Annotated in this window: 1 protein-coding gene; it reads left to right on the top strand. The window is 76.2% G+C overall.

Going from position 1 to position 239, the window contains the following annotated elements; translation table 11 throughout:
* Positions 1-31: 31 nt before the first annotated feature.
* On the top strand, positions 32-239 hold a 208-nt coding region (locus KVT44_RS56870), incomplete at its 3' end, for a beta-ketoacyl synthase N-terminal-like domain-containing protein (protein WP_308314433.1).

Below are 239 nucleotides of genomic sequence, written 5' to 3'. Positions count from 1 at the left end.
CGACGGGTACTGGCGGGACATCCGGGCGGGCGTGACGCACGTACCGCGGTTCACCGACGCCGAGCTCGCGGCGGCCGGGTTCGCCCCCGTGGAGTACGGCGCGCCCGACTTCGTTGCCTCGAGCGCCCCGCTGCCCGGCACCGACGGCTTCGACGCGGCCTTCTTCGGGATGGGCGCCCGCGTGGCCACGGTCACCGATCCGCAGCAGCGGCTCTTCCTGGAGCGCGCCCACCCCGCCC

The organism is Streptomyces sp. GbtcB7 (assembly GCF_019091445.1).
Lineage (GTDB): Bacteria > Actinomycetota > Actinomycetes > Streptomycetales > Streptomycetaceae > Streptomyces > Streptomyces mirabilis.
This window is presented reverse-complemented; position numbering and strand designations above follow the sequence as displayed.